Annotated in this window: 19 protein-coding genes and 1 tRNA gene; 12 read left to right on the top strand and 8 right to left on the bottom strand. The window is 66.6% G+C overall.

Annotated elements, in window-relative coordinates; all coding sequences use genetic code 11:
* Positions 1 to 4 precede the first annotated feature (4 nt).
* The 5 genes from pilQ to pilM are packed head-to-tail and all read right to left on the bottom strand — an operon-like array spanning position 5 to position 5241.
* The gene (pilQ, locus tag P8R42_03065) at positions 5 to 2407 is read right to left on the bottom strand and encodes a type IV pilus secretin PilQ (GenBank protein MDG2303628.1); all 2403 of its coding nucleotides are present in this window, start codon (positions 2405 to 2407) and stop codon (positions 5 to 7) included.
* Positions 2404 to 2880 (bottom strand): pilus assembly protein PilP, encoded by a 477-nt coding sequence (locus P8R42_03060; protein ID MDG2303627.1) that lies wholly within the window; start codon positions 2878 to 2880, stop codon positions 2404 to 2406. Before P8R42_03060 ends, pilQ begins: the two co-directional genes overlap by 4 nt.
* Complete coding sequence (pilO, locus tag P8R42_03055; GenBank protein MDG2303626.1) at positions 2877 to 3497, bottom strand: type 4a pilus biogenesis protein PilO; 621 nt, start codon at positions 3495 to 3497, stop codon at positions 2877 to 2879. The genes P8R42_03060 and pilO overlap by 4 nt, the downstream gene beginning before the upstream one ends.
* Positions 3494 to 4132, bottom strand: coding sequence for a PilN domain-containing protein (locus P8R42_03050; protein ID MDG2303625.1), 639 nt, complete (start codon positions 4130 to 4132; stop codon positions 3494 to 3496). Before P8R42_03050 ends, pilO begins: the two co-directional genes overlap by 4 nt.
* A complete protein-coding gene (pilM, locus tag P8R42_03045; GenBank protein ID MDG2303624.1) occupies positions 4129 to 5241 on the bottom strand; it encodes a type IV pilus assembly protein PilM in 1113 nt (370 codons plus the stop codon). Before pilM ends, P8R42_03050 begins: the two co-directional genes overlap by 4 nt.
* 337 nt (positions 5242 to 5578) lie before the next feature.
* Between pilM and priA the strand changes: the two genes are divergently transcribed.
* From priA to rpe, 5 genes are all read left to right on the top strand, one after another.
* On the top strand, positions 5579 to 8074 hold the full coding sequence (gene priA / locus P8R42_03040) for a primosomal protein N' (protein MDG2303623.1): 2496 nt from the start codon (positions 5579 to 5581) through the stop codon (positions 8072 to 8074).
* Positions 8075 to 8141: 67 nt separating this feature from the next.
* On the top strand, positions 8142 to 8696 hold the full coding sequence (gene def, locus P8R42_03035) for a peptide deformylase (GenBank protein MDG2303622.1): 555 nt from the start codon (positions 8142 to 8144) through the stop codon (positions 8694 to 8696).
* On the top strand, positions 8693 to 9661 hold the full coding sequence (fmt, locus tag P8R42_03030) for a methionyl-tRNA formyltransferase (protein MDG2303621.1): 969 nt from the start codon (positions 8693 to 8695) through the stop codon (positions 9659 to 9661). The genes def and fmt overlap by 4 nt, the downstream gene beginning before the upstream one ends.
* Positions 9651 to 10988, top strand: a complete 1338-nt coding sequence (gene rsmB, locus P8R42_03025; protein ID MDG2303620.1) for a 16S rRNA (cytosine(967)-C(5))-methyltransferase RsmB — start codon at positions 9651 to 9653, stop codon at positions 10986 to 10988. The genes fmt and rsmB overlap by 11 nt, the downstream gene beginning before the upstream one ends.
* Positions 10985 to 11677, top strand: coding sequence for a ribulose-phosphate 3-epimerase (gene rpe / locus P8R42_03020; GenBank protein ID MDG2303619.1), 693 nt, complete (start codon positions 10985 to 10987; stop codon positions 11675 to 11677). Before rsmB ends, rpe begins: the two co-directional genes overlap by 4 nt.
* Here rpe and P8R42_03015 read toward each other — a convergent pair whose 3' ends face one another.
* On the bottom strand, positions 11678 to 14401 hold the full coding sequence (locus P8R42_03015; protein ID MDG2303618.1) for a GAF domain-containing protein: 2724 nt from the start codon (positions 14399 to 14401) through the stop codon (positions 11678 to 11680).
* Positions 14402 to 14631: 230 nt separating this feature from the next.
* Here P8R42_03015 and P8R42_03010 point away from each other — a divergent pair.
* The 7 genes from P8R42_03010 to P8R42_02980 all read left to right on the top strand — a co-directional run bounded on the left by P8R42_03010 (position 14632) and on the right by P8R42_02980 (position 19335).
* Positions 14632 to 14705: transfer RNA gene (locus P8R42_03010), tRNA-Pro, on the top strand.
* Between the two features lie 133 nt (positions 14706 to 14838).
* Positions 14839 to 15243, top strand: coding sequence for a hypothetical protein (locus tag P8R42_03005; protein ID MDG2303617.1), 405 nt, complete (start codon positions 14839 to 14841; stop codon positions 15241 to 15243).
* Entirely contained in the window at positions 15240 to 15863 is a 624-nt protein-coding gene (plsY, locus tag P8R42_03000; GenBank protein ID MDG2303616.1) for a glycerol-3-phosphate 1-O-acyltransferase PlsY, read from the top strand. The genes P8R42_03005 and plsY overlap by 4 nt, the downstream gene beginning before the upstream one ends.
* A 272-nt stretch (positions 15864 to 16135) precedes the next feature.
* On the top strand, positions 16136 to 17347 hold the full coding sequence (locus P8R42_02995) for an ammonium transporter (protein MDG2303615.1): 1212 nt from the start codon (positions 16136 to 16138) through the stop codon (positions 17345 to 17347).
* Positions 17348 to 17395: 48 nt separating this feature from the next.
* On the top strand, positions 17396 to 17734 hold the full coding sequence (locus P8R42_02990) for a P-II family nitrogen regulator (GenBank protein ID MDG2303614.1): 339 nt from the start codon (positions 17396 to 17398) through the stop codon (positions 17732 to 17734).
* Between the two features lie 202 nt (positions 17735 to 17936).
* Complete coding sequence (locus P8R42_02985) at positions 17937 to 18761, top strand: hypothetical protein (protein ID MDG2303613.1); 825 nt, start codon at positions 17937 to 17939, stop codon at positions 18759 to 18761.
* 13 nt (positions 18762 to 18774) lie between these two features.
* Entirely contained in the window at positions 18775 to 19335 is a 561-nt protein-coding gene (locus P8R42_02980; protein ID MDG2303612.1) for a hypothetical protein, read from the top strand.
* Between the two features lie 30 nt (positions 19336 to 19365).
* Here the strand turns inward: P8R42_02980 and P8R42_02975 are convergent, their stop codons facing one another.
* The gene (locus tag P8R42_02975; protein MDG2303611.1) at positions 19366 to 20793 is read right to left on the bottom strand and encodes an AMP-binding protein; all 1428 of its coding nucleotides are present in this window, start codon (positions 20791 to 20793) and stop codon (positions 19366 to 19368) included.
* Between the two features lie 8 nt (positions 20794 to 20801).
* Positions 20802 to 21782, bottom strand: coding sequence for an NAD(P)H-quinone oxidoreductase (locus P8R42_02970; GenBank protein MDG2303610.1), 981 nt, complete (start codon positions 21780 to 21782; stop codon positions 20802 to 20804).
* Positions 21783 to 22012 lie beyond the last annotated feature (230 nt).

Genomic DNA, 22012 nt, shown 5'->3' with positions numbered 1-22012 from the left:
GGGCTCAGCCCGGGATCGCCGAGATCGGGTTCGGATCCAGGACCTGGTAGGCGCTCTTGTCGCGCTCCTGCCAGAGCTTCGCCGCGCTCGGCAAGGCTCCCGGCTGCACCGTCCGCCACACGACGCGCGGCGTAATGAAGACCAAGAGCTCTTGGCGACGGTCCTGAGTCGAACGGTTCTTGAAGAGCCATCCCAAGATGGGGATGTCCTTCAGCCAGGGTACGCCACTCTCCGCCTGGCTCGCCTGCTGGCGATAGACGCCACCAATGACGACGGTCTCACCGTCGCGCACCAGAACCTGCGAGGTCGCCTGGCGGCTGATCTCGTTCGGGATGTCGTCGGTCTTCGCAGAACTCGGCACGCTGGACTTCACGAACATCTGCAACAGGATGTAGCCGTCGTTCGACACCTGCGGCGTGACCCGCAGGATGATTCCGGTATCGATCGCCTGAGTGGCCGCCGTGTTCCCACCCGCACTGCCACCGGCGCCGGTGTTGATGACCGTGCCCGTAGACGGCAGCCGTACGCGGAGGATCTCGAGGCTCTGGATCTCCGCCTCTGCATTGTTGAGCGTGATCACCTTCGGACGCGAGATCACCTTACCCTTACCGGCCTGCTCGATCGCAGTGACCTGGGCATCAATCTGCGAACTTCCATCGAGGGATCCGAGCACCAGGCCAAGCGTACTGCCCGCGCCGGCGGCAATACCCGCAGCCGGGAAGTCGACCAGGATCGGGCTTCCGGCGGTCGCGCCATCCTCACCCTCGACCGTGTTTCGCGGCCCCGCACCACCAACCGCGACCCGGCCCGGAAAGTTCTTACCCGTGGGATTGCCCGTCTCGGGGCTCGCGATGTAACTCGCGCCCCAACGAACGCCGAGATCCCGACCGATGTCGGTATCGGCCTCGAAGATGAGCCCCTGGATCGCGACCTGTGGCGTCTGTACGTCGAGCCGACGCACCAACTCACGCGAGTTCGCGATACCATCGGAGATGTCACGAACGATCAGACTATTCGTCGCGTCGTTCGTCATGACGGTACCGCGCCCCGAGAGCAGACCGCGGCGCTGTCCGGCCGACTGCCCGGCGAGATCTCCCGCGGTCATCGCACCGGCGGAAGACGTGGTCGGATTCCCGCGCAGAAGCTCCGCCAGGTCACGCGCCTTCACGTAGTTGACCCTGAGGTACGCGGTCTGGAGAGGCTCGAGACGACGACCCGCGATCTGTGCCGCGAGACGCGCCTTGCGCTCCTCCTCGAGCCGCTTCGCGGTCGAGACCGTGATCACGTCGTCGTACTCGACCAGTTCGAGGCCGGTCGACTTCAACAGGATTTCGAGCGCCTGATCCCAAGGCACATCGTAGAGAACGATCGTGACGCGACCCGTGACATCATCGGTCGCGACGATGTTGCGGTGCGCGACGTCCGCGATGATCCGCAGGACGTTCAAGATGTCGGCGTCTTTGAACTCGAGCGAAATCCGTCGCCCGCTGTAGATCTTCCGTCGCGGTGCCGCGGCCCCATCGCCATCGATGATCTGATCCCCGGCCGGCGACGGCGCACCGTAGCGGTTATCCGGCGGCGGAGGCGGCATCTTCAGACTCGCCTGATCGCCCGGAGGGCCCGCCGGGCCCGGGTTCGGAAGAGGCGGAGCAGCAGCGTACGGCTCCCCGAGATCGGCCGGCACCGGCTTCGGAGGCATGGGCGCTGCAGCCATCGCCTCGGGGAGAGGCGGCGCAGGCGGTGTGACTCCGGATGCCACGGCCAACGTGTGTGCCGCATGCGCGTGCGCACCCAGCGGGACGTCATACGCCTCCCAGAGATCGATCGCAGTCGCACCACCGGTGCTGCCGCCCAGAGCGACGACGACCGCACTGTCCTCGAACGTGACCGAGCAGGCCCCCGCCATCGCCGGCGACTGATCGACGACCAGACGAAGACGATCGGGGTAGTGCCCGACACGCACACGAGGTGCGAGCGGATCGCCAGTCTCGACCGACCGAGGACCGAAGTCGTCGGCCGTCGGCGCGTAAACGTCCACCATGCAGCGAGGCGGATCGGAGAGCTCACTGAACTTCCAATCCACCGGACTTCGCGAAAGCTGCACGACAACCCGTGTGCCGTTCGGTCCGCCGGCCCGCGCAACTTCGAGAACACGGAGCTGGTGCTCTTCGGCGAATCCCGGCGGCTCTGCGAGCATGCTGTTGATCTCGGCCGAGGCGCTACGGGCGTCCCTGTAAGAACCGTAATCCGTCGTGTCCTCGAGCGTCGCCACTGAATCCTCCGCGTCGACCACACCGTCTCCACTGATGCGAGTCTTGTACTCACGACCCACGATCTCGGGCTGCGGCCTCTGCGCCGCACACCCGTAGGTGAGAGCGACCAGCACGATGAGGCAAATTGCCCTCATCGAACCGGCCCATCCTCGTCGGCCGGAAGCTCCAGCACGTGCTCCGTGCGATGCTCCTGGCCAATCACGTCCGTATGCCATTCCTCCACCACAACCTCTCGCGGTCGGATCTGCGTTACGACCCCACCGTTCGGCCCGACAGGCGTCCCGGGCGTCAGAATGAACCCGAGCCCTGCACTATCTTCGACCATCGCCCTCGGCGGCGTGAGCTGATGCACCACACCGACTAGGCGAAGTTGACCGAGCTCGTAACGCTCGAGCGGCGTCAGTGGCTCGGCTCGCGCACGATTCGGTTCCCGAATGAGGGAGAGAGGCCGGAAGGGATCGCGTTTGCCCGTCGGGTCGTATTCGTAGCCGTCGCCGTCGCCGGCACCGGGCATACTCCCAATCGTTTGCGCACGCACCGCCGGCAGCGCCGTCGAACTGGCGGCCGTGAGTGCCAGTGCGAGCAGCCATACCGCGGACTTCCTCACCTCTTCTCTCCTTTAATCTTCTTTTGCTCGATCAGACGCTCGCGCTCTTTGTCCGAGAGGAACCGGAAGGTCGTGACGGTGGAGTTCGCCTCGAGCAGGAGGTCATCGTCGGCGATCTTGGGATCCCTTAAGACGATGTTCGAGACGTTCACGATGCGATCGAGCTTGGCCACCTCATCGAAGAACGACGCGACTTGGTGGTAGGTCCCGCGCACCTGCATATCCACCGGCACCTCCGCGTAGAACTCTTGATAGCCCTCGGGCTTCTGGCGGAAGATCAGGATGTCGAGGCCGGAGTCTCGCCCGAGCGAAGAGATGCTACTCAGAAGCTCGGGGATCTCCTTCTCGTCGGGCAGGCGCGTGATTGCCGTCTGGAGCTTCCGGTCCAACTCGGCGACCTGCTGCTCCCGGTCCGCAAAACGCGCGGTCTCGATCTGTTTGCGGTCCCTCTCCTCCAGCATCTCGCCGATGCGCTCGCGCAGGCCCGCCGTGCGCGACATGCGGGGCCCGAGCATGAACACGTAGTAGGCGAGCAAGATGAGGATCGGCACCGCGATCACGATCGCGAGCTTTCGGCTCGGCTCGAGGTTGTCGAAGAACTCCGAGATCTGATTCACGACGACGCCCCCTCGGCATCCGTTGCCGCGGTCTTCTCCTCGGCCTCGGCCTTCTTCTCATCCGCAGCGGGCGCCTCCGCCTTCGGATGCCGCCCGCCGTAGATCACGCTCGAGCGAATCGCGAACTCTTTCAGCTTCGCCTGCCCGTCTTCCACCTGTTTGGTCTCGACGAGTTCCACGTTGGAGAAGTACGGCGAATCTTCGAGGTTCCGCATGAAAAGAGCGACGGTCTGGTTGTCGAGGCCACGTCCCGACAACGTAGCGGCGCCACCGGCCTCACGCATCTCCGTCAGCCAGAGCTTCTCGGGAGTCGCATCCCCCAAGTCCGCCAGAACGTGCACCGGCCCCCGACGCTGACGCTCGAGTACATCAATCGTCTTGAGCTTCGCTTCGAGCTCGGACTGCCTGCGCTCGAGGAGGACCGTCTCCTGGTACTTCTTGGTCAGATCAGCGAGCTGCGCCTGATAGAGATCAGCCTCACGCTGCACTTCGCTCGCATCGCCGCGCGTGAAAAACTCGGCCACCCCGATCAGACCGACGAGGAGAACCGCGACCAGAATTCCGGCCTGCTGGTCGCGCCGCCGAGCCGCCTGCCGACGGGCCTCATCCTGAGGAACGAGATTGACGCGAATCATGCGTCACCCGGTCGGCGCGTGCCCAGGCCTACCGCCACCCCGAGCGATGGGGCCATTTCCTCGAGGGCGACCATGTCCAGAGAACGGTTGATCTGCACTCGGTTGAAGGGATTTGCGATCTCGACCGGAGCCTCGAGCCGGGCGGAAAGGCTCTCCACCAAGCCCGGCACACGCGAACCACCGCCGGTGACGAACACCGAGTGAAGCGGCTCGTCGCTTGCGGTACGCCAAAGAAAGCGGAGCGACTGATTGATGGCGTCAGCCAACTCCGCGACGCCGCGTTCCAGAACCATTCGGATCTTCAGATCCATCTCGGCGCCCATCGACTCGCCCCACTGCGCCCGCTCCGCATCGTCGTAAGAGAGACCGAGACTCGAAACGAGAGCGTCGGTGATTGCTCCGCCGCCGGCCTGAACGTCACCGGTCGTCGCTGAGACGCCACCCTTTACGATGTTGATCGACGAGTAGCGCGAGCCGACGTTGATCAGTGCGACGACGTCGTCGGGGCCATTGTCGTAGTTCAGCTCGTACATGTTCTCGAGCGCGAAGTAGTCGACGTCAACGATGGCCGGCTCGAGACCTGCGTCCGTGATCGCCATCGTGAAGCCGGACAGGATGTCCTTACGAACGGCAACGAGCAGCACCTCGGCCTCAGACTCTTCGTGGCTCAGGACCTGGTAGTCGAGGCTGACGTTCTCGATATTCTCCGGGATAAAGTTCACGGCCTCGATCATGAGTAGTGATTCCAGATCTTCATCCGGCCGAAGTGCGAGACGCGCCTTCTTGATGATTACCGAAGGACCCGGCACTGCCGTGACGACCTGACGGGCCGTGACGCCCAACCCGTCGACGAGGCGACGAATCACCTCGGACACCGCGACGATGTCCTGGACGGTGTTGTTCTGCAGCGCCCCCTCCGGCACTGGCGCCATCCCGGCGCGGACGATCTCGGGGCTCCCACCCGGACCGCGCACCTCCAGGAGTTTCACCGAGCTCGCGCCGACGTCAAGCGCAATGTAGCTGCCTGCACCGCGCCCGGTCAGCTTGGACCAAGCCGTACCGAGGCCGCCAAACCTACCGGCCTTCCGAGTTCTTCCGCTCCAAGCCACCGCACCCCACCTCGGGCCGCCCACAATCCAGAAAAAGCCCAGTCCCCTGGCGGCACCACCTGAGTCACCGCCCGTCCCACAACCGGCGGCCAACGATTAAGATGGCCCCCGGGCGGGGTGGAGTCAATCAGCCCCCCCGCATGAACTCGCTAAAGGTTTGATCGATCGTATCAACTCCAAGTTGTAGAAATCGCTGCAAAAAATGGGAACCCCAGAACCGCAGGCAGCGCTTGCCTCGGGACCCTCCGCGGGGCCCGCCATGCGCTCGGCGGGGTCGGCCCCCCACGCCCCGCCCTCGACGGCGCGCCGGTCCGAAGAGTATGAGCGGAGAGCGCCCATGCCAACAGCCGATCGCCTCGTCGAGGTCGCCCTCGTGGGCGCCAGCGGCGCCCCGGGAACCTTCACCTACGGGGTTCCGGAGGCCCTCTCACCCCAAATCGTGCCGGGGAGCGCCGTCGAAGTTCCCCTCGGGCGACGGCGCGTCTCGGGATTTGTCGTGGGAGAGAACGACGGACCCGCGCCGAAGGGGCTCAAGAACGTAGCGGCGATCCTCCCGGGCCAGCCGCTCCCGCCGGATCTCATCGAGCTCACCGGATGGGCCGCGCGCTACTACCAGGTCCTACCGGCACACCTCCTACGCGCAATCCTCCCCCCGTCGGTGCGGCGTCGTACCCGGCGACAAGTCGTACCGACAGCGGCGGCGGTGCCCGCCACCGAGCCTCCGCGCGAACCCGCTCTTCTTCCGGAGGCCGCCGCACCGGCGAAGCCCAAACCCCTCACCGATCGAATTCTCGCACGCTTACCCGAAACCGGACTCGATCTCGGGCAGCTCCGTCGTGACTTCGGGGACGGTACGGACGCCGCAGTGCGGAGGCTCGCGGGCCAGGGCCGGGTCACGGTGAACGACGTCGTGATCGAACGGCGCGAAGAAGTACGCGCCTTGGTAGCGGAGAATGCCGGCACGGAGCTCCGCCGAGCTCCGCGGCAGGCGGCGATTCACGAGTTCGTTCTCGCACGACGACCGCAACCGGTCTCGCGGGCGGAGGTCGAACTTCGCTTCCCTGGTTCCGGCGACCAGGTCCGACGTCTCCTCGCACGCGGCGCGCTGCGGCCCCCGTCAGAAGAGGAGCTAAAAGCTCCCCAGCCGAACGCCACCGCAGCCGTCGACCTAAACGCAGAACAGAACGCCGCTCTCAGCGCAATCGTCGGCGGCCAGGGGCGCTTCGGCACCCTCCTTCTCTTCGGCGTGACGTCGAGCGGCAAGACCGAAGTCTACTTGCAAGCCGCGAGCGCGGTGCGCGCGGCCGGACGCAGCGTGCTGCTTCTCGTACCCGAGATCGGCCTCACGCCGCAGTTGATCGCCAATGCGAGCCGCCGGTTCCCCGGCGAAATCGCCGTGCTGCACAGCGCCCTTAGCGACACCGAGCGTGCACGCACGTGGCACGACATCTCCGCCGGACGGACTCCGGTCGTGATCGGTGCCCGGTCCGCCGTTTTCTCACCCCTGCCGAACCTCGGCCTGATCGTCGTCGACGAAGAACACGACGCCGCGTACAAGCAGGAGGAATCGCCCCGCTACCATGGGCGGGACGTCGCCGTGATGCGCGGAAAGATCGCTGACATCCCCGTGGTCCTCGCCTCCGCGACGCCGTCCCTCGAAAGTTACCAGGCCGCCCTCACCGGGCGGTATCAATTGCTCGAGATGCCGAACCGGGCGACGGAGTCGGCGCTCCCCGCCGTCGAGTTGATCGATCTGCGCGATCCGAAGAACCGATTCCCCGAGGATCGTCCGCGACAACCCGAAACCGAAGGTAAGACCCCCCCTCCCCCGCCTCCGCTGCTGTCCCCGCCCCTGGAGAAAGCGCTCGTCGAGAACTACCGCGGGGGCGAGCAGAGCCTCGTGTTCCTGAACCGACGTGGGTTCGCCCGCTTCATCCAATGCGAAGACTGCGGGCGCGTCGAGGACTGTCCACATTGCAGCGTGAGCCTCACGCTCCATCGGGCCCGGGGCATCGCGACGTGCCACCACTGCGGCTTCACGCGTCCACCGAGTTCGACGTGCACCGACTGCGGCGCCGCGATGGCCGGCCGAAGCTTCGGCACCGAGCAGGTCGAGGGCGCACTCGCCACGCTTCTCCCGGCCGCGCGCATCGCGCGTCTCGATCGCGACACGGGAGGCTCGCCCGAGTTCGTGCAGGAAACGCTCGCGGCCTGGCGCGATGGAGAGCTCGACGTACTCGTCGGGACGCAGATGATCGCGAAAGGGCACGATGCGCCGGGTGTGACTCTCATCGGCGTCATCCTGGCCGATGCCTCGCTACACTTCCCGGACTTCCGGGCGAGCGAGCGCACGTTTCAACTCCTGGCTCAGGTCGCGGGACGCGCAGGACGCGGCGCAAAACCCGGACGCGTTCTCGTTCAGACCCGTACCCCGGACCACCCAAGTCTCGTAGCCGCCACACGCCACGACTTCCCGACGTTCGCCGAAGGCGAGCTCCGGTTGCGCGAAGACTTGAACTACCCGCCCTTCGGGCGCCTCGCCCGGATCGTCCTCGAGGGCGATGCCGCCCTCGTCGAACGCCAGGCGGATCAGCTCGCCGACCGGCTGCGCAAGACGGTTCACTCCATGCCCGGACTGGCGCCCGGCGAAGTGCAGGTCCTGGGCCCGGCTCCAGCCCCGATCGAACGCCTTCGAGGCCGGTATCGAATCCAGCTTCTCCTGAAGGCCGCCGAGAGTCGCCGGCTCGCCCAAGTGCTCCGGGCGGCACGCCCGACCGAGACCAAGAGTTCCACCAGAACGATCGTCGACATCGATCCGATCAGCATGATGTGAAGGGCCGCGCGGCGCGGTGGTTGGATGCGCTTCCCCAGCCTCTTTGGTATCAAATGGCCCGAACGCCATGGCTATTCGTAAGATTCTCACGTTCCCCGATCCCTTCCTGAAGGAAGAGGCCGACGACGTCGCAAACATCGACGGGCGCATCGTCGAAGCCATGGACGACATGGCACAGACGATGTACGCCGCGCCCGGCATCGGGCTCGCCGCACCCCAGATCGGACTCAACGAGCGGATCGTCGTCGTCGACGTCGGCGACGACGATGAGGACGGCGAACGCGGCAAGGAACTCGTCTCGATCATCAACCCCGAGATCGTCGAGGAGGAAGGTACGATCGTGTGGGAGGAAGGATGCCTCTCCGTGATCGACTTCCGAGCCGAAGTCACCCGCGCGAACCACATCTGGGTGAAGGGCTATGACCGGGACCAGAAAGAAGTGTCCCTCGAAGCCGAAGGCCTACTCGCGGTCGCGCTCCAACACGAGATCGACCACCTTGACGGCACGCTCTTCCTCGATCACCTGAGCCGGCTGAAGAAAGACATGTACGCTCGCCGCGTGAAAAAGGCCCTCCGCGAGGGGCGACCGATCGCGCGCGATGAAGACGACGAGGACTCTTGAGCGCCTCGTCTCTTCCGGCGCTCCCCGCCGCGCCTCTGCGCGTGGTCTTCTTCGGAACCCCCGATCTCGCTTCAACCGTCCTCGAAGCCCTCCTCGGGCGCGATGACCACGTCGTTGGCGTCTTCACCCGCCCCGACGCCGCCAAGGGACGCGGGATGACGATGGTCGCTCCGCCCACCAAGCGGCTCGCCACGGCGCGCGACATCCCGGTTGCCCAGCCCCGCGGCTGGAAGGACGGCAGCGCCCTCGAAACCTTCCGGGAAATGAAGCCCGACCTGGCCGTCGTGGCCGCCTACGGGCGCCTGCTGCCACAAGCCGCGTTGGACCTGCCCCGCTTCGGCTGCATCAACGTGCACGCGTCGCTCCTCCCCCGATGGCGAGGCGCCGATCCGATCAGCCGCGCCATTCTCGCGGGGGACGACGAGACCGGTATCACGATCATGCAGATGGTCCTCGAGATGGATGCCGGTGCGATCCTCCATCAGTCGCGCCTGCCGATCACGTCGCAGGACACCGGCGGTGAGCTCGAAAAGAAGCTCGCGCTCGAGGGCGGGCAAACGCTCTGCGAGGCCTTGGATCTCTGGCGCGAAGGACGCCTCGAAGCGCGCGAGCAGGTCCTGTCCGAGGTCACGACGGCGCCACTGGTGCAGAAGAGCGACGGGCGTATCAATTGGTCGAGCCCGGCGGCGGACATCGAGCGGGCAACGCGCGCGCTCGATCCGTGGCCCTGCGCCACTACGACGCGCGAAGGAGCCCTCCTGAAAATCTGGCGCGCGGCCGTCGAGGACTCCTCCGCCGCCGCGACCGGTACCGTTCTCGCCGTCGACAAGACGGGTCCGCTCATCGCGACAGGAACCGGCGCACTCCGGCTGCTCGACGTGCAGGCCGCCGGGAAGAAGCGGATGAAGGCGGCGGATTGGGCGCGCGGCGCGCGCCTCGAGGCAGGCCAAGCCCTTGGCACGTAAGACCGCACCCGAAGTCAGCGCACGAGAAGCCGCGCTCGAGGTTCTGCTCCGGGTGGAGAAGGGCGCGTTTCTCGACGCCCTCCTCGGACCCGCCGTCGACCGCTTGAGCGACCGTCGCGAAGCCGCCTTACTCACGCGACTCGCCTACGGCGTCGAGACCTGGCGCGCGCGACTCGACTGGACGCTCGCCGCCCTCTCCAGCCGGTCTCCGGAACACTTCGAGCCGGCCGTGCGCGGCGCGCTCCGCCTCGGCCTCTTCCAACTCTTGTTCCTCGACCGGGTGCCCCATCACGCTGCGGTCGACACCAGCGTCGAGCTCGCGAAGCGCACGTCACCGGGCGGCTCCCGCGTCGTGAATGCGATTCTGCGGCGTGCACTGCGCGACGGCGAAGCCGCGCCTCCGCCCGACGACGTCGATGCAGCCGCACACCTCGCGATCCGGTGGTCTCATCCCGAATGGCTGGTGCGCCGGTGGATCGACGAACGCGGTCGCGCGGCGACCGAGGCACTCCTTGCCGCGAACAACGAGGCCGGCCCCTCGGCCTTTCGGGTCGATCTCCGTCGCGCTTCGCGCGACGACATGATCGCCTCCTTGGCGGAGCGCGGCGTCGTCGCACACGCGAGCCCGTATGCGCGGGCCGCCGTCGTCATCGAAGGACCCGTTTCTTCCGTCTCGGACGTCCAAGGCCTGGAGGCGCAGAGCGTCGCCTCGCAGATCGTCGCCGAAATTGTCGGACCCGCTGCCGGCGACCGAACTCTCGACCTCTGCGCCGCTCCTGGGGGAAAGGCCGCTGCCCTTGCGGAGAGCCAACCCGATGCCCGCGTCATTGCGTCCGACCGAGCGCGCGGCGGCATTAGGCACACGGCCGCGCGCCGCTCCGGTCGCTCGGGCCTCTTCGTCCTTCGAGCGGACGGTACCCACCCGCCGTTCGCGCCGAACACGTTCGACACCGGCCTCGTCGATGCTCCGTGCTCCGGCCTCGGAACCCTGCGGGCACACCCCGAGCTGCGGTGGCGACGCGACCGGCAGGACGTGATCCGCCTGGCCGCCCTTCAACGCAGGCTCCTCGACTCGGCGGCACCGCTCATCCGGCCCGGCGGCCGACTCGTCTACGCCACGTGCACGACCCTCGCGGAGGAGAACGAGGACAACGTGGCCGACTTTCTCGCGCACCATCCGACGTGGACCCGCGACGATCCCCGCGACCGCATCGGCGACGCCGCGACCTTCGTCGGGGAAGACCTCGCCCTGCGCACGTCCCCCGACCTGGGCGGTCTCGACGGGTTCTTCGCCGTCGCCTTGAGAAACGGCGGTGGCTCGGTATGACCAGCTACGTGCCCGGCACCATTCAGATCGCCCCTTCGATACTCGCGGCCGACTTCGGTCAGCTCGGCGACGAAATCAAAGCAGCGGAGGCCGGTGGAGCCGACCTGATTCACGTCGACGTGATGGACGGCCACTTCGTGCCGAACATTTCGCTCGGTCCGGTCGTCGTCCAGGGCATTCGGCCCGTGACGAAGCTCGAGTTGGACGTCCACCTGATGATCGAGTCGCCCTGGGAGTACTTGGAGGCCTTCGCAAAGGCCGGCGCCGACTCCATCACCGTGCACGTCGAGGCCTGCCCGGATCCGGCCGACACGATCGGCAAGATCCACGGTCTGGGAAAACGCGCCGGGATCGTGATGAGCCCCGACACCCCGGTCGATGCGGTCGAGCCGTTCCTCGACCTCGTCGAGCGCGTCCTCGTGATGAGTGTGCACCCGGGCTTCGGCGGTCAGTCCTTCATCCCCGAAGCTCTCGCGAAGACCGAGACGCTCTCGCGTTGGCGATCTGAACGCGGCCTGGCATACGACATCGAGATCGACGGCGGAATCAAGGAAGCGAACAGCCACGAGGTCGCGGAAAAGGGCGCCGAGACCCTCGTCTCCGGCTCGGGGATCTTTGGCGGGGACGACTACGGCCAGCGCATTTCCGCGATGCGTGCCGCCGCCGAGAGCGGCCTGGCCGCTCGCTGATCAGCTTTCCGATCGGTTCGGAAACAGAGCGGCCTTCTCCTCGGGGGAGACACCGGTGACCACCGGCCTCTTGAACATGTCGACCTGCCGGGCCTCACCATCGCGGCTCGGGGCACCGTGCGCCGGGATCCAGAGCCGGAACGTCGCCCCTTCGCCCTCGGGGCTTTCCAGCATCACGTTCCCGCCGAGCACCCCGACCAGCTGTCGGACGATGTAGAGCCCGAGCCCGACGCCGCCGTGTCGACGGGACGAGGACCCATCACCCTGCCGGAAGGATTCGAACACAGCATCTTGAAGGGCCAAGGGAATTCCCGGACCCGTGTCCCGAACGCAGAACTCGATTCCGCCGCGGACCACGTCGACCGAGAGCGTGACGCTCCCATTATCCGTGAACTTGAAGGCGTTGGACAGCAGATTGCCCACAGCGACCTTCAGCTTCCCGGGGTCGGTTCGAACGAAGCCGAGGTCCTCCGCCTGCTCGAGACGGAACTCGACCGCGGCCGGCACCTCCACCTGGGCCTCGACGATCTCCCGCACGAGCTGGTCCACCGCGACGTCGGCCGGCTCGACGTGAATCCGGCTCGACTCGAGTCGACTCAAGTCGAGCGTCGCGTTCACTAGCTGACAGAGATTCTCGGCGCTTCGCGACAGGCGACTCATCGTGTCGACCTGCTCTTCGTTCAGGGGGCCGAACACGCCGTCGAGGAGGAGATCCGAGTACCCGAGAATCACGTTGAGCGGCGTCCGCAGCTCATGCGACATCGTCGCAACGAACTCCGACTTCAACGTGTTCGCGCTCTCGAGTTGCGAGACGAGCTCTGCGTTCGCAAGCCCGAGCGATGCGAGGCGACCAATGCGGAGGGCGATACGCTCGTCGGTCGAATCGAAGTTCGGGCCTGACGTTTCCCAACCGATGGCGAGAACGCCATGGAGTTCGGGGCCTCGCCGGAGCGGGACCAGCAACCCCTCAGCGACGCCGTACACCGACATGATCGGAGCAAGACTCGGGTCGTCGTCGGCGACGTGCACCAGCCCCTGTGCCTCCAGGACCTCGATCGTTGCGCCAATGGGGCCGCGCGGGATCCGAATCGCCTGCAGCGCATCGTACGGCATCGCCGTGTGACCGTCGTGACCCGCAGGAACGAAATCGTCGGCTTTCTCGTCGAACAGGAACGCATGCACGGTATCGCAGTGCAGGGCCTCACGGGTCGCTCGGCAGAGCCGCTCGAGTAGAACCGGAGCGTCCATCAAAGAGATCATGTCCTCGGCAAGCCGGGCCTGGACGGCCTCGAGGCGACCTTCCTCCTGCTTGAACCGGAAGAGCTCGGCCGCTCCGACCGCGCTCGTCAGAAGTCGAGCAATCGCTTCGGCCAGCGCCACCCCCGCCGGATCGAACGCGCCAGGGCGTGTGCTCCACCCGGCGACGGCACCATAGAACTGGCCGGTGGCATAGAACGGTGCGATCAAGAGCGACGAGATCCCCAGGGGCTCCAGCACCTGCTCGACCAGCTTCGGAGGCGCTTCGTCCCAGCTGCGAAGAACCACAGTCTCACCGCGGGCGAGTCGCCCACCGAACGGAAAGCCTCGCGGAAACTCGAACGAGCGAAGGAGCGCCGACTGTTCCGGAGCGAAGCCGAGATCTGCGATGGTCCGACTCACCTCGGTTTCCGGATTCTCGCGGAAGACGATCCCACCATCACAGCCAAGGGCGGATACGGTGGGCTCGAGCGCTCGATCGAACAATGTGGCCAGATCCAGATTGCCCGCGACGTCTTTCGCAATCCCGAGCAACGTCTGCTTGTGAGACTCGGAACGATTGCGATGGGTCACGTCCCGAGCGACACCGATCACGCCCGTGATCTCTTCGCCCGTGCGCCGCGGCCGCGCGCGAAGCTCTCCGACCTTCCATCCGCCCACGCTGTCTCGAAACCGAAGTTCGAGCGCGACCGACGACTCTCCCGCGAAGATTCTCGTCTGCACTTCGACGGCAAGCGAGAAATCGTCGGGGTGGATGAACGCGGCGAAGTGCTTGCCGATCCAATCCTCACGCTTCCAACCCAGCAGGCGCTCGAACGCACTATTCAGTGATGTGACCCGGCCGTCGTTCTCGACGACGTACAGCACGTCGTCCATGCTCTCGATGAGCTCACCGTAGGCCTGCTCAGAATCGCGAAGCGAGGACTCCGCGCTCGCACGCCCCTCGACTTCTATGACGAGAGCCACCAGGCCGCATACGGAGCGAACGAACTGTTCTTCCTCTCTCGTCCAGATGCGAGGCCCGCCGACATGCTCGTGGCAAACGACCCCGACGAGCTCACCGTGAAGCCGCACCGGCGCGTCCAACAAAGCGCGCACGCCGTTGAGATGTTTCGAGGCGAACCTCAGCACGGACTCCGCCTCGGTGTCGGCGATGAGCAGAGACCGCCCCGAACGAACGGCGGCGAAGTACTCCGGGCACTCGGCTGCCGTGAACTCCTGGCTGCTCGTCGCCCGGCCCCGGCTTCGCTCCCACAACCGTTCGCACGTGAGGCGGCCCCCGTCCTCGTCGAAGGACCAGACACCGACGCGCTCGAGATCGAGGGTGTCGGCTACGAGGACGGTCAGCTCGGCGATGAAGGCGGCCCGGTCTCCACGGGCGAGCGCATTGCTTTCCGCGAGCTCCGCCAGCGCGCGAGCCTTGCGATCCGCGGTCACAGGCGCACCGCCTGCCGGCGAAGACCGCACCACATCGTCAATCCTCATCTGTGTGGGCATTGTACCGCTACCCGCCCTGCCAGGGGCGCCACCTCTTGTCTCCCAAGGCTGCCCCGTTGGCCTGCTCTAGTCTAGCGGCACTCCCCAGCACGCCAAGCGAGCCCCGGCCGGCACCGGGATCGTCTTGCGTGCCCCGAGGGCTGTTGCTAGATCCGGTCCTCTCCGCGCGACCGCGCGGAATCAGGCGTTTTTCGCTTCTCCGGGGTGTAGCTCAGACTGGTAGAGCACTGCGTTCGGGACGCAGGGGCCGCAGGTTCAAATCCTGTCACCCCGACTCTTTCGCTTATTGAAGGAGTCCTGTCGGGCTCGGGGGAAGCGAGCGGCCGCGAGCGATGGATTGACGGCCGAAGGGGTGGTATATCGCGCCCCCGTTGGGTATTTCTCGCTTTCTTGCAGGCCTTTCGATCGTGCTCCTCCTTGTGGGAAGCCCGATCGCAGCCCTCGGCCTGGAACCTCCGCCCGCAGCACCGCTGCGAGCCGCGGCCGCGCCTGCGCCGGAGCCCGATCTGAATGAGGAGATCGCTGCACTGCGTGACGACGTCGGCGCACTGTGGCACCAGCTGGATCGCCTCACGGATGGGGAAGAGGCTCCGCAGTGGGCCAGCCAAGAGCACGACCTCCTCGATCGTCGTCTCGAACGCCTGACGACCATGCTCGAGCGTCTGTCCGCCCGCGTCGACACCCCGGTTCCTCGGCTCGACGAACCGCTTACGCTCCTCACGGTCTCCTTGTGCACCCTGATCCTCGGCTTCTTTGCCGGGCGCAGTCTGCAGCGCCGAAATAGCCGAAAAGACTCCCGTTTCCGGCTATGACCTGGGAGCTCGTAGCAGTCGGCGTCGCTGCCTATCTGCTCGGGTCGATCCCTAGCGGGTACCTTCTGGGCCTGCTGTACCGCGTCGACGTCCGCGAAGAGGGGAGCGGGAACATCGGCGCAACCAACGTCGCGCGATCGGTGGGTGCCTACGCCGGTGCGGTGACCCTGGGAATCGATGCAGTGAAGGGCGCGGTTCCCGTACTCCTGGTGGCGGGACTCGAGTCCCTCGCCGGCGGGGGACCCGCCCATGTACTGCGAGCGCGGGTCGTCGCCGCGATCTTTGCCGCACTGGGCCATGTGTTCTCAGTCTTTCTTCGATTTCGGGGAGGAAAGGGTGTCGCCACCACGCTCGGCGCCCTCCTGGCGCTGGCCCCGACGGTCGCCCTGGGTTCGGTCGCCGTCTTCGCAGCGGTCCTGGGCGCGACCAGAATCGTGTCCGTGGCGTCGATCGCGGCTGCCCTGGCGGCCCCGCTCTGCGCCGTTGCCCTGGGAGAACCGGGCCTCGTGATCGCGGCGGCCGCCGGGCTGAGCGTGCTCATCGTGGCCCGCCACGGCGAGAATCTGGCTCGGCTCCGGGCCGGGGCCGAGCCACGCCTGGGCTCCGGGCAAAAAAATTGACGAGAAGGCCACGCCGGCCTTCCCCCACCGGCCGGTGATCTAGTAGGCAGTGCCTTCATCCTAGGCACGTCGCTGTCGGGGAACGAACAACTCTTCGCCCGTTTCGGGGGCCCACCGCTGGCCCCCACCTTGCACCTCTCGAGAGGAAATCAGCCATGGAGAAGAAGCGCCCGAAACACGCGCGCGCATTTCGCGCGCTCATTTCCGCCTGCCTAGCCGTACTCGGGGTTCTGCTCACAAAGAGCCTGGCCTGGGCCCAAGACGCTCCTGCAATCGACACGGGGGACACGGCGTGGATTCTCACGGCGACGGCCCTAGTCATCATGATGACCGCTCCCGGCCTCGCGCTCTTCTACGGCGGCCTCGTGCGACGCACGAACGTCCTGAGCGTCCTCATGCAGTGCATCATGTGCATGGCCGCAATCAGCATCGCCTGGATCGTGATCGGCTACTCGCTGGCCTTCGGCGAAGGCAATGCCTTCATCGGCGACCTCAGCATGGTCGGTCTCGCCGGCGTCGGCGTCGAGCCGCGTGAAGGAGGCACGATCCCGCACCTGCTCTTCATGATGTTCCAGGGAACATTCGCGATCATCACCCCGGCGCTCATCGTCGGCGCGTTCGCCGAGCGGATGAAGTTCAGCGCGTTCCTGATCTTCACCGTGCTGTGGTCGATCCTGATCTACGCGCCGCTTTGCCACTGGGTGTGGGGCGGCGGCTGGCTCGCCGCGGACGGTGCGCTCGACTTCGCCGGAGGCACGGTCGTGCACATCAGCTCCGGCGTCTCGGCCCTCGCCGCAGCGCTCCTCCTCGGGAAGCGAATCGGCTACGGCCAGGAGCCGCTTCCGCCGCACAACCTTCCGTTCACGGTCGCCGGCGCCGCCCTCCTCTGGGTTGGATGGTTCGGCTTCAACGCCGGCTGCGCGCTCGGCGCGAACGGCTCGGCGGCCATCGCCTTCGTCACGACCAACACCGCGGCCGCGGCCGCGACTCTGGCCTGGGTGTTCGTGGAGTGGATGAATCGGGGCAAGCCCACGGTGCTCGGCGCCGCCTCCGGCGCCGTCGCCGGCCTCGTCGCGATCACACCGGCCGCGGGCTACGTGAGCCCGATGTCCGCGATCGCCATCGGCGCGGGCGCCGGCATCCTCTGCTACTTCGGTATCCGCCTGAAGGAGATGCTCGGAGCCGACGATGCGCTCGACGTGGTCGGCATTCACGGCGTCGGCGGCACGTGGGGCGCGATCGCAACGGGCATCTTCGCGGACGCGGCGTTCGGCGATAAGGACGGCCTGCTCTACGGAAACCCGGGTCAGCTCTGGATCCAGGTCGAGGGCGTGCTCGCGACGATGGCATTCTGCTTCGTCGGTGCCATCATCATACTCAAGCTCACGGACATGCTGGTCGGCCTCCGCGTCACCGACGAGGGCGAAATGGCCGGACTCGACTTGACCGAGCACAGCGAGCGAGCCTACGGCTCGATCGACTGAGCGAGCGGACCAAAACCACCCATCAACTCCGCCACGGAGGAATGAACCATGAAAAAAGTTGAAGCCATCATCAAGCCGTTCAAGCTCGACGAAGTGAAGGAAGCCTTGAGCGCGGTCGGCTCTACCGGCCTGACCGTCTCTGAGGTGAAGGGCTTCGGTCGCCAGAAGGGCCACACGGAGCTCTACCGAGGCGCCGAGTACGTCGTCGACTTCCTGCCGAAGGTGAAGCTCGAGATCATCGTTTCGGACGACAACGTGGGGCAGGTCGTCGAAACGATCGAGAAGGCCGCCAAGACCGGCCGGATCGGTGACGGCAAGATCTTCGTTCTGCCCGTCGACGAAGTGGTGCGCATCCGCACGGGCGAGCGCGGCGACGAGGCGCTCTGAGAACGCGCCCCTCGCGGTGACGTACGCGCGCGGTTCTTCCCGCCGCGCGCGTACGCAATCGACCCCGTTCCGCCCAACGACGGCGGAATGAAGAGAAGGCTTGCTCTGCGGAACAAAGTTTCCGCGGCATCCCTTCCCGTACCGTCGCGCCCGCCATACGCCGAACTCTCCGGGAGCCAATCCCCCGGAGAGGAGGACGGTGATGGATTCGAGACGCGGAACGACGAGCACAGGACGGCGAACAGCGCGCAGAACCGGAATCCTCGCACTCCTCGCGGCCCTCGTCGCGGGCTGCGGAGGAGACGACGCGGGGGAGGACGGCATCCTCTTCGCAGGCCCGCCCGGAGAGCTCCTCCCGCACGAGACGGACCGCCGCAGCCGGTTCCTCGTACACACTCGAAGTGGGGACGAGGCGATCTCCACGATCCTCACCACGCGGGTTCTGAACGAGGGTCCGGATGGGGTTTTCATCGTCGAAGGCACGCCCGACGGTGGCCCCCCCCGCCGGCTACGCGCACGAGAGACGGAAACGCAGATCCGCCTCGAAGCCGTGTCTGTCGACGGCCCCGACGGCATGCACTGGACGGACATCGATCCGGCTGCCGTGCTCGTCGAGACGCCTGTCGTCCGTGGCCGCGCCCTCCGCACCCGGTTCGTCCGAACGCTTGAGGTCCTCGCCACCATCGACGGGGCCCCGCGCGCACGGTCGATTACCTTCGAAGGCGAGAGCGTGCGGACGCCCCGCTCGCGGGAGACCATCTCCGTGTCGGGAATGGAACTCTCGGCACTCGCGTTCGACGTACGCGGCGAGAGTCAGACGGTCCACCTCACGGGACACGCGGGCGCCCCGAGCGACACGGCTCTCCGACTCGACCTCCGGGGAACCGAGCATCTCGTGCCCGGCATCGGGCTCGTTCGCGAGGTACTAGAGCTGACGATCCTCGCGGGCGAGACGCGAACCCGCATCAATCTGCGAACCGAGCGCGACCTGGCCGAGATGGCGGCGGACTCAATCGGTCAGTTCTGAGTAGCTTCTGCTGATGTCGGTCGGGCGCGTGTGGGAGCCGTGGTACGATGGCAGCATCGCGGGACCGAGCGACGAAGAAGGGCCCGACCTCCGCTTCGTGGAGTCCATGGTTCGCTGCGTGGCCGATCGGTGGTCCGTCGACGAATCTCAGATCCACGTCGGCGGCATCTCGGCGGGAGGCTCGTTCACGAACCGCTCGATGACCTTCAATTCCGACTTCTTCGCCGGCGGAGTCGCCTCGTCGGGTAACTGGTACGGCGGGCTGGCCGCCCCCGCGGACGACGTCACCATGGATCGATCCCTGGTCATCCTCATCTGGGGTGGGCCGACGGATCTGTGGCCTCCCAACGCCCCGATCGCGAACTACGACCCGGAGACCCGGGACGCGGCGATCTACTACGCGGCGCAATCGAACGTCGTGACGCTCTCGTGCACCGGGAGCCACGGGCACATCTGGCCCACCGCAATGACGACGTGGCTCGCGAAGACGCTCCTCTCGTTCCCCAAGGGGACCAACCCCTCGAACTTCGAGTATACGACACCGCCCGACGGCTTCAGTTGCGTGCTCGGCTAGTACACCGACCACTGAGATCGCGGTGTCGAATCAGCCCGGCGCGTAGCGGTCCCGCAACTCGCCGCGCCGAACCTTCCCCGCACTCGTCCGGGGAAATTCACGGACGCGGACGAGAGCGCGCGGAAGCTTGAAACCTGCGAGGTGCGGGCGAGCGAATTCGCGCAGGTCGTCGAGAGCGATGTCCACATCGGAAATCACCGCGACCGTCACCTGCTCGCCCCATCGCTCGTGAGGGGTCCCGAACACGACCGCGCCCCGAACGTCGGGATGCCGTGAGAGCACGACCTCGACCTCCTCGGGACTGACGTTCTCGCCGCCGGTGATGACGATCTCCTTCAGGCGACCGGTAATGTACAAGAACCCGTCGGCGTCGATCCGACCGAGGTCTCCGGTGTGGAGCCAGCCGTCGCGGAGCGCCGCCTCCGTCTGAGCAGAATCGTTCCAGTACCCGCGCATGACCATCGGCCCTCTAGCTACGACCTCACCGGACCCGCCGACGTCACTCGCCGCTCCATCCGGCCTCCGGACTCCGATCTCGAACGACGCATGCGCCCGACCGACGGTCCCTGCGCGGATCAAGGCCTCTCGCCCGGTCGTCATCGTGAGCCCGTCGGTGCTCTCGGTCTGGCCGTACGCTTCGAGGATCTCCGCATTCGGGAATCGCTCCGCCAGAGCTTCCTTCACATGCATGGGCGTCACCGCACTGCCGACCGTCACCTTCGCCAGACTCGATGCGGCGGAGACGCCCGACGCAAGAAGCGGTTCGATCATCGCGGGCACGAGCGGCAGGTCCGTCACCCCCTGCTCGCGGATGACGCGCGCCACGCGCGCTGGTTCGAATCCACCGAGCACGAGCGTGCCGCCCGTGAGGAGACGCGCGAGATAGTGCGAAACGAAGACCGGATTGTGACAGAGCGGGCTCGCAACCACGGCGACGGACTCCGGTCCGTCGCGTCGCGTGCGCGCCACGGCCATCGCCGCAGCGAGCATGTTCACGTGCGTGAGCCGCACGCCCTTCGGACGGCCCGTCGTGCCGGACGTGTACGCGACGACCGCGTCCGGCTCATCGTCCGAGTCTTCGCCCTCGTCCGCACCGGGAGCCGATTGAATGTTCGGGGCCCCCGTGCCTGCGTCGACCTCGAGCCGCGCGGTGGCGCCCACATGAGCGAGAAGCGCGTCGGCCTCGGCGTCGAGCAAACGGGGATTCAACGGAACCGCGACCGCGCCGGCGCGCCAGATCCCGAAGAGGGCAGCGATGTGCGCCGACGTGTTCTCGACCACCAAGCCCACGCGAGCGCGTTGTGTCACTCCGCTGCGCAGCAGCTCCGTCGCGACGTCGCTCGCCGCACAGTCGAGGGTCGCCACTGTCGTGGTCCGGTCCCCCTCGCGGATCCGAGCCCAGGCGTCGCCGCGCGCAGCGGCGTTTCGGAGTGCAGCGGAAAGCGCGTTCTCGGACATCTCTCGGCTCACACCCGAAGGAGAACCTTGCCGACGTGCGTGCTCGCCTCGAGAACCCGGTGGGCCCCGGCGGCGTTCTCCATCGGCAGGATTTGATCAACGACCGGTGCCAACCGTCCTGCCTCCACGGCCGCACCGAAGCGCTCGCGAAACCCGCGAACGATCGCTGCCTTCTCTTCTACGGGGCGCGCGCGGAGGGTCGATCCCATGATCTCAAGACGACGCAGTAGGAGTGACACGATGTCGAGGTTCCCCTGTCCACCGCCCGTGATCCCAATGATCACGAGCCGTCCCCCCACGGCGAGCGATGCGACGTTCGGTTCGAGGTACGAGCCGCCGATAGGATCGAGCACGACGTCCACTCCGGCTCCACCCGTGAGCTCGTGGATTCGCTCGCCGAACGCCTCGGTCTTGTAATTGATCGCGGCCGCCGCGCCGAGTTCCACACATCGAGCACACTTCTCGTCACTCCCGACGGTGACGAAGCAACGACCCCCGGCCTCACGCACGAGCTGCATCGCCGCCGTGCCGATACCGCTGCCACCGCCGTGCACGAGGAGGGTCCCACCTTCCGGAAAGCGGGCGAGTTGGAACACGTTGAGGAAGACCGTGAGGTAGACCTCCGGAAGACCCGCCGCCTGCACGAGATCGAGTCCGGCGGGCACCGGCATCACGGAGCCGTGGTGCACGACGACCTGCTCGGCGTATCCACCACCCGCGAGCAGAGCCATGACCCGGTCGCCAACTTCGAAGTCACCCGGAACCGCGGAGCCCTTCTCGACGATCTCTCCCGAGCACTCGAGACCGAGAATGTCCGGCGCACCCGGTGGCGGCGGGTAGAAACCCATCCGCTGATTCAGATCCGCACGATTCACGGCGGTCGCCGCGACGCGGATCCGAACGTCCTCGGGCCCCGGCTTCGGGTCGGGCGCGTCGCCCCATTCGAGCACCTCCGCGGCACCGGGCTGGTTCATGATGATCGCCTTCATTCGAGTTCTCCCATTGCGCATGTGCCGTGCTCGTAGGTCGCACACCCCGCGCCGCAGGCAAAGCCTCGGCCCACTCCTGTAGCTCGGCCGGCCCGACTCCGAGACGCGGGCTGATGCGCACGATTGGGGCGCGGGCGGACGCTCAGATCGGGATCGGACCCATGATGCAGTCTGCGAACGGATACCCGGATTCACCCGTGGCATACCCTGACCCGATATGGGTATCTTCG

It is taken from the genome of Candidatus Binatia bacterium (assembly GCA_029243485.1).
GTDB lineage: Bacteria > Desulfobacterota > Binatia > UBA12015 > UBA12015 > VGTG01.
Note: the sequence above shows the minus strand (reverse complement) of the source record. Positions and strands in the feature narration are given on the sequence as shown.

Bases quoted from the DNA above. Each gene is read 5' to 3' on its own strand.
- rpe (MDG2303619.1), top strand. From the start codon at position 10,985: ATGACCAGCTACGTGCCCGGCACCATTCAGATCGCCCCTTCGATACTC.
- def (MDG2303622.1), top strand. From the start codon at position 8,142: ATGGCTATTCGTAAGATTCTCACGTTCCCCGATCCCTTCCTGAAGGAA.
- P8R42_02975 (MDG2303611.1), bottom strand. From the start codon at position 20,793: ATGTCCGAGAACGCGCTTTCCGCTGCACTCCGAAACGCCGCTGCGCGC.
- plsY (MDG2303616.1), top strand. From the start codon at position 15,240: ATGACCTGGGAGCTCGTAGCAGTCGGCGTCGCTGCCTATCTGCTCGGG.
- pilQ (MDG2303628.1), bottom strand. From the start codon at position 2,407: ATGAGGGCAATTTGCCTCATCGTGCTGGTCGCTCTCACCTACGGGTGT.
- P8R42_03050 (MDG2303625.1), bottom strand. From the start codon at position 4,132: ATGATTCGCGTCAATCTCGTTCCTCAGGATGAGGCCCGTCGGCAGGCG.
- P8R42_02985 (MDG2303613.1), top strand. From the start codon at position 17,937: ATGGATTCGAGACGCGGAACGACGAGCACAGGACGGCGAACAGCGCGC.
- P8R42_02970 (MDG2303610.1), bottom strand. From the start codon at position 21,782: ATGAAGGCGATCATCATGAACCAGCCCGGTGCCGCGGAGGTGCTCGAA.
- priA (MDG2303623.1), top strand. From the start codon at position 5,579: ATGCCAACAGCCGATCGCCTCGTCGAGGTCGCCCTCGTGGGCGCCAGC.
- P8R42_02990 (MDG2303614.1), top strand. From the start codon at position 17,396: ATGAAAAAAGTTGAAGCCATCATCAAGCCGTTCAAGCTCGACGAAGTG.
- P8R42_02980 (MDG2303612.1), top strand. From the start codon at position 18,775: ATGTCGGTCGGGCGCGTGTGGGAGCCGTGGTACGATGGCAGCATCGCG.